This is a genomic window from Nonlabens sp. (assembly GCF_047636915.1).
In the GTDB taxonomy this organism is placed as follows: domain Bacteria; phylum Bacteroidota; class Bacteroidia; order Flavobacteriales; family Flavobacteriaceae; genus Nonlabens.
In genome coordinates, this window is record NZ_JBLIGN010000104.1 from 1 (window position 1) to 7483 (window position 7483).

A 7483-nucleotide genomic window follows, 5' to 3' on the forward strand; every position below is an offset into this window, starting at 1 on the left:
TATCAGAACATTTATTGGATGGTGCCAGAACGGCGATAGCATATACTTGAAATTTCTTATACAGGTTGGAGTACGTTTTTAAAGCAATTGGAGCAGAGCCATTAGAGCCATGAACCATAAGTATTAGCGGTTTTGTTGCGTCTTCAACTACTATAATATTTATTTCCTCATAATTTGCACCTACAGTTTTTACACAAATTATATTTGGAGTTCTTCTAGCTTTTCATGATAAAGACTTAAAAGCTGTATTTATTTAGAATCATTCCATATAGAGTGTTATCTTTGCTTTTATTAACATAACATCTAAAACAGCACATACTGCGATGGCACTTATAGGGCGAATTTTGCGGGGATATTTTCCTTCAGAAATCCCTCTGGTAACCGCTTTAATTTAGCGCTTATTGAATCGGGTTTACTTCAGTGTAATAGAGGTGTACAAAAAAAAGATAGTCATAGTACACATTGCGGTATTGCTGTGCCTATTGTTCTTATAGATTTAATAAACCACTTATGGCAACGCTAAGGAAGAGAGAAGACGATTACTAAAGAAAGAGTCTTAGTAATGATTATGACGAAAGGAAGTTACTATTTATAGCCATATTAAAGTTGGTAACTCCAACTTTTAAAAATGATGGTACTTATCGAATTTTTGTTTTACAAATAAATTATGACCAGATGAGTGTACCAAAATTAAAAGTATACAATAACAGATATTAAAAGATATAAAATGAAAAAAAACATTCTTATAGCTCTAGCAACTATTGGTGTTTTGACGTCGTGTAAAAACGAAACAAAAGAATCTAAAAATAAAGAAGAGCCCTTAAAAGAGGTAAATGTTTATACACATAGACATTACCCTACAGATCAAAAACTCTTTGCTCAGTTTAAAAAGCAAACAGGTATTAGAGTAAATGTAGTTAATGCAAGTGCAGATGAGTTGATGCAAAAAATGATACAAGAAGGAGAACAATCTCCGGCAGATGTTCTTATTACTGTAGATGCTGGAAGATTGGTAAACGCAACAGATAATAATTTGTTACAACCTATTTTTTCTGAAATTTTAAATACTATCATTCCTGAACACCTAAGAGCTGAAAACGGCGAATGGTATGGACTTACAAAACGTGCCCGTGTCATAGCATATGCAAAAGATCGTGTTCAACCAGACGAGTTATCAACTTATGAAAACCTCGCAAATGCTGATTGGAAAGGTAAAATATTAGTACGCTCTTCTGGAAATATTTATAACCAATCGTTGATGGCCTCTATCATTGCAAACAATGGAAAGGAAGCAGCAAAAGCTTGGGCAGAAAAGGTGGTAAGTAATATGGCACGCAGTCCTAAAGGAAATGATCGTGACCAAGTAAAAGCGGTGGTTGCAGGTAAAGGAGATATTACCATTGTAAACACCTATTATATAGGAAAGTTACTAAACTCTAAAGATCCAGTTGAAGTAAAAGCAGGTGAAAGAGTAGGAATTTTTTTTCCAAACCAGAAGGGACGTGGGACTCACATAAACATAAGTGGCGCAGGGGTTGCTAAATACGCGCCTAACAAGGAAAATGCTATCGCTTTTATAGAGTTTCTAGCAAGTAAAGAAGCACAAGAAGTATTTGCAAAAGCAAATTATGAGTATCCCGTAAATCCTGCTGTTTCTGCATCACCTCTACTTATGTCTTGGGGCACCTTTAAAGAAGATTCACTTTCATTATCCGAGCTAGGAAAAAATAATAAAAGCGCAGTACTACTTTTTGATATTGTAGGCTGGAAATAATAATTTTTAATTTCTAAGGGCATTATTTCGATTCCTAAATTTTATATCCGCCGAGACACAGATAGATGGTCAATATTTACATTGATTATTATTATTTTTGTGGCAATTCCAGTGATTACCATAGCTATAAAATTGCTGATGGGTCCCGGTGAGAGTTGGGGTCATATTGTAGATAATGTTTTGCTGGATTATAGTTTAAACACCTTGTATCTATGTGTTGGATGTATCATTCTCACTGGTTTTTTTGGTGTCTCCTCGGCTTGGATTGTGAGTAGATACCATATCCCGTTGGGTAAAACCTTGGAGTGGACGCTTATTCTACCGCTCGCTATGCCCTCTTATATAACAGCATATGCCTACGCCGGTCTATTTGATTACGGTGGAACCTTTCAGCGTATTCTTGAAAGTATAGGTTTACCAGCTGCGAAATTGAATGTTATGAATATGTATGGCCTGATTGTGGTACTTAGTGCTTCCTTATTTCCGTATGTATATGTAAGCGCGCGTGCGGTTTTTTTATATCAATCAAATCGCCTTATTGAGGCTTCAAAAATGCTTGGAGCTGGAGAAACTAGAACCTTTTTTACCATTATTCTCCCTATCGCAAGGCCAGCTATCGTTGGCGGATTAATTCTGGTTATTATGGAGGTTCTAAACGATTACGGAGCTGCAAAATATTATGGTATATCGACATTCACCACAGGAATATTCAGATCTTGGTTTTCATTGGCAGAACCAGCCACAGCCATATATTTATCTGCATTATTACTTGTAGTTGTTTTTCTATTGCTTTATTTGGAACGCAAGCAACGCGGTAGTAAAGGATATGCGACGCTTACTAAAAGTGCCGTGCAATTGCCAAAATTGAAGGTTTCCAAAAGTCGTGCTTTTTTACTTTCAAGTATTGCAAGTATTCCGGTCATCCTTGGGTTTGTGATTCCAGTTGGGCAATTATGTTATTGGGCTGTATTAACCTATGCCGAAGTTTTGAACGCATCTTTTTTAAAGATTGCTTTGCAAAGTTTAGGTATCGCAGTAATTACAGGCATTATTACCGTATTTTTTGCGCTATTAATTTTATACATTCCAAAATGGAATAGACTAAAAATATTAAAAAAAAGCTCGCGAATAGCCATTTTAGGATATGCCATTCCTGGTGCTGTAATAGCTATAGGGATCATGATCCCTACCTTAGCTTTAGACAAATGGTTGATAAAGATAAGTAGTCAACTGTTACATATAGACCCAGGTCTACTAATTAATGGTACTATCTTTATTTTGATTTACGCCTATGTGATACGTTTTATGGCAGTTGCTTTTAATCCTCTAAAAGGAAGTAGCATAAAAATAAGCGAGGGTCTCGCAGAGTCGTCCCAATTACTTGGCGCTGGAAAGCTTAAAACATTTTTTAAAATAGAATTGCCGTTGCTAAAGACGGGGCTATTCAGTGCTTTTATACTTGTCTTTGTTGATGCAATGAAGGAACTACCGCTTACTCTTATTCTAAAACCTTATGATGTAAATACACTAGCAGTAAAGGCGTACGAGTTTGCAAGTGATGAACTTATTTTGGAATCTTCTATTCCTTCCCTTTGTATCATTGCTACAGGTGTGATTCCCATTATCGTATTGAACCGTTTGATATTAAAATAATAATGGAACCAAAGCATATGGAGGTTTTTGAAGGACAAAGGGCTACCGGCAATAAAGAAAAACTATTGTCGCAGTATAATCAGCGCTGGAATACAGATACATGTGATCCCTCTGAAGAGATGCTCGCTTTCGCGAAAACAAAATTAGTTTTGTACAAAAAAGTCTGTCTAATCAAAGGTGCTGTGGACGCACTAGAATTGAAGGAAACCTATGACGCTGACACCTTGTTTCTAGTACTTCATTTTTTAATTGATGACGGGGAAAAGGTCGCTTTAATTAAAGACACTGTACAAAGACTAAAGCCTGGCGGTACCTTGCTCCTATTTGATATATCTGATGGCAAAAAAGAACTTTTAGATACTTTTGTAATACAGAACGCTCTATTTCAGCAGCACTGGAGGCCAAGGGACATTGCTAAAAGAAAAACACGAATTACGACGCAACTACATGCAATACCCTACCAACGTTGTGAGGAATTATTACAAGAAGCAAGGTTTACAAAAACTGTAAAGTTTCATCAATTCACGATTTGTAGTGCGTGGATAACCACAAAAACATAAAATAATTCATGGCTACATTATTAACTATAAAACAATTAGAAAAGTCCTTCACAAAAGGAAATCCTATTGTTACGATTAATTCACTTTCAATGCAACGAGGAAGTATTCTCGCTGTTGTAGGAGAAAGCGGGAGTGGAAAAACTACTTTAATGAGATTGATTGCGGGATTAGAAACACCTACCAGAGGATCCATTGTAATAAATAATACAATCGTCACAAATGATAAAACGTTTGTAACGCCTGAAAATCGGCAGATAGGAATGGTATTCCAAGACTATGCGCTCTTTCCACATCTCACGCTTTATAAAAATGTAGCATACGGACTTTCCAAATCTCAAGATATCAATGCACGAGTATCTGAGGTACTTCAACTTGTGGGACTGGAAGGCTATGAAGAACGATATCCGCACCAACTCTCAGGAGGTCAGCAACAACGGGTGGCACTTGCAAGAGCACTAGCACCTGAACCCGAGTTACTTATACTCGATGAACCTTTTAGTAATTTGGATGCTTCTTTAAAATTGCAACTCCGTAATGAGGTATTTTCCATATTGAAAAGTACAAATGTAACAGCGCTTTTTGTGACTCATGATATCGAAGACGCGATCGCAATTGCAGATGAGATTGTTGTACTTAAAGAGGGTCATATCAAACAACAAGGCAATGCAGAAACTCTTTATAAAGCACCAGAAAACTTATACATTGCTTCTCTTTTCAGCGCAGTACTCGAACTTAATGAAATACGTCTAAAATCTTTTGGAATTACACCCGAGAAAGGGAAACATTATGCGATCCGTCAGTGTGATTTTCTTGTGAATCAAGAATGTAGTTGTATGGCCCAAGCTACCATTGTTAAGAGTGCTTTTCAAGGAGGGCATTATGTCAATACCTTAAGAGTTCCCAACGGTAATGTTCTTAACTGTATTTCTCAACAAAAGTTAGGAGGTATCGTAAATATTGGATTTCAACGGGATACACTGCTTACCTTTGAAAACCCCGAGCACACTTGATTTTTGATACTATGCGCCATCTCGCTATGGCTTCCTGGGCAGATGCAAAAGAGTATGGGGAATAGTATTTTTTTATACCCAATCGAAAAAAGAGCATTTACACCTTACTAAACTCGTAAAGTTTGTTAACGAGCAAAGGAGTAAGTTGATAGTACCCGCTTTGGAGGCGCCTTTATTAGTGTTTGAATCATTATACTCACTTTTCGAAAAATGCTTAAAAAGTGAAATTTTTGTTACGGAATAAAATAACACAATTATTTTTGGATGTCTTAAAAACAAGATTTATAAGGTACATAATTTAATGCAGTGGTTTGTCAATGAACAGATTGAATAAGAAGCTAAACATAATAGATGATGCGAAAACGGTACATTACCTTTTTGATAGGGACATGATTGGAATCACGGATGGTGGTCAATCTGATACCTATTCTGGTTCTGATAAAACCTATTTCTCAGAGGATTCTTTTTACTGATTTGGTAATAGATTATTTTTTTATCACAGAAATTGTGTCCCAATTACCGTCCATTTTATGTGCATATTAGTGTCTGGATTAAAAATCTTTATAGAAGAGATTGATATAGATATTACAACGTAATAGGTCTGCCTGATGTGGTTGCCGAGCGCAACTATATAAATCCTAAAAGGCACCCATAAGCCTCATTTATCGGAACCTTTTATACAATGTATGTATGACCTTGACGGGCTCAGGAAGCGCAAAGCATTCCAGATTTAGCACCACCTTAGCATAAAGATAAAGATGTGACCCCCTATTTAGATTATCAATTTTTTAGAATTTGATGAAACCTTTCAGGATTATTTACAACGACAAGACACACTAAATCTAACTATTTAGATCTTTTGCATTCTACCAGAAAGATGATAATGTGACCTATAACAAAGCACTTAGAGGGATAGACGCATCTCATTTGGTGCTAAATATTTTGGCGCCTACAAATCATGGACCTATAATAAGGAACTACAACAAGAGCCTAAAATTTTAAGGACTTACATTTTTATTCACTAAAAATCCTAAATCCTATGGACTCATGTTAAAAGCTTGACCAATATTAATGTTAAACAACCGCATTTCTGAAGTAGAAATTTGTGATTACATATCGTGCCCTCGTCGTTACTGTTGATACTGGGTGTTTACTGTTTATCGATACTTTCATGTAGTTTACCCTTGAAAGAGATTTTTAAACCAGAAATAAGATTTTTTTATTTTTGTACATCTAGAAATTGCAAAATAATAAAAACGCATAACTAACAAATGTCAAGGGTTTTAATTTGTTGCGGTGAAAAGAGTACTTTAGTAAAATTGATGTTGAGGAAAAGAAACTGTTCGGTATTACAACTATTTGGACTTATTTCTTGTGAGATTAATGGGTATAAATCAATGAAAATGATGTGTAGTTAAAATACATAGGCTACTATTTTCAATAGAAATAAGCATGGATTATGTAAATAATAATTCGTTTTAACTTCATTGAATAATAAAAAAAGATAGCATTCATTTCGATTACAACACTAACATCTTAGTATCATTAGAAAGGTTTCAAGTATTTTAAAGGATGAGGTTTCAGTTCCTATTTTTAAAATTTTAAAGCATTAAAATAATTTTACCTTATTGGTGTATAAACACTTAAAAATAAGACGTATGAATCAAATAGTTGTGGCGCAACTTTTATTTTTGTTAAAGGATCAATTTGATTTAATAATGGAAGAGCAACTTATTTCTCTATGTACATCAAAATTGTAAGATCCGTATATACATCAAGAAACGTTTATGAATTTTATGAAATGGTATCAATATTAAATATAAGACGGGTATTACATAAGAACAGTAACTATTAGTTTGCAGAATATCTTTTTCAAAAAAAAAAGGACAATTTACAATTAAAATAAGGTATGGAAACAAATATAAAAGCAAGAAACAATATTAAAATACAAGGTACGGGCAGTACATCTATGTTCCTGGTTCATGGATACGGATGTGACCAAAATATGTGGAGATTTATTACTCCGGAATTTAAAGACGATTATAAAATAATTCTAATTGACCTTGTAGGTTCAGGACAATCAGATGAAAATTCATATGACTATGAAAAGTATAGCACACTTGAGGGGTATGCAAATGATATTATCGAAATTTGTGATGACTTAGATTTACAAGATGTGTGTTATGTAGGTCATTCTGTAAGCGCCGTAATAGGTTTACTTGCCGCCATAAAAAGACCTGCGCTCTTTAAAAAATTAATTATGATTGGTCCATCACCACGATATATGAATGCTGACGATTATTTTGGAGGATTTTGTCGTAGCGATATTAATGATCTTATGGAGACTTTAGACTCTAATTACTTAGGTTGGTCTAGTGCTATGGCATCTGTTATTATGGGAAATGCTGATCGGCCAGAGTTAGCGGCAGAATTGGAAGAAAGTTTTTGTCAAAACAATCCTAAAATAGCAAAACATTTTGCAAAAG

Annotated in this window: 5 protein-coding genes; all 5 read left to right on the forward strand. The window is 35.0% G+C overall.

Annotation, left to right across the window (positions count from 1 at the left end; translation table 11 throughout):
- Positions 1-727: 727 nt before the first annotated feature.
- The gene (locus ACJAT0_RS11715) at positions 728-1774 is read left to right on the forward strand and encodes a Fe(3+) ABC transporter substrate-binding protein (protein WP_415181801.1); all 1047 of its coding nucleotides are present in this window, start codon (positions 728-730) and stop codon (positions 1772-1774) included.
- Between the two features lie 81 nt (positions 1775-1855).
- Positions 1856-3427 carry an ABC transporter permease gene (locus ACJAT0_RS11720; protein ID WP_415181802.1) on the forward strand — a complete coding sequence of 524 codons (1572 nt, stop codon included), beginning with the start codon at positions 1856-1858 and terminating at the stop codon, positions 3425-3427.
- Between the two features lie 2 nt (positions 3428-3429).
- The gene (locus ACJAT0_RS11725) at positions 3430-3987 is read left to right on the forward strand and encodes a methyltransferase (RefSeq protein WP_415181803.1); all 558 of its coding nucleotides are present in this window, start codon (positions 3430-3432) and stop codon (positions 3985-3987) included.
- Between the two features lie 8 nt (positions 3988-3995).
- Positions 3996-4997, forward strand: coding sequence for an ABC transporter ATP-binding protein (locus ACJAT0_RS11730; RefSeq protein ID WP_415181804.1), 1002 nt, complete (start codon positions 3996-3998; stop codon positions 4995-4997).
- A 1909-nt stretch (positions 4998-6906) separates the two neighbouring features.
- Positions 6907-7483, forward strand: a 577-nt coding sequence (locus ACJAT0_RS11735; protein WP_415181805.1) for an alpha/beta fold hydrolase, incomplete at its 3' end; no start/stop codon positions are given.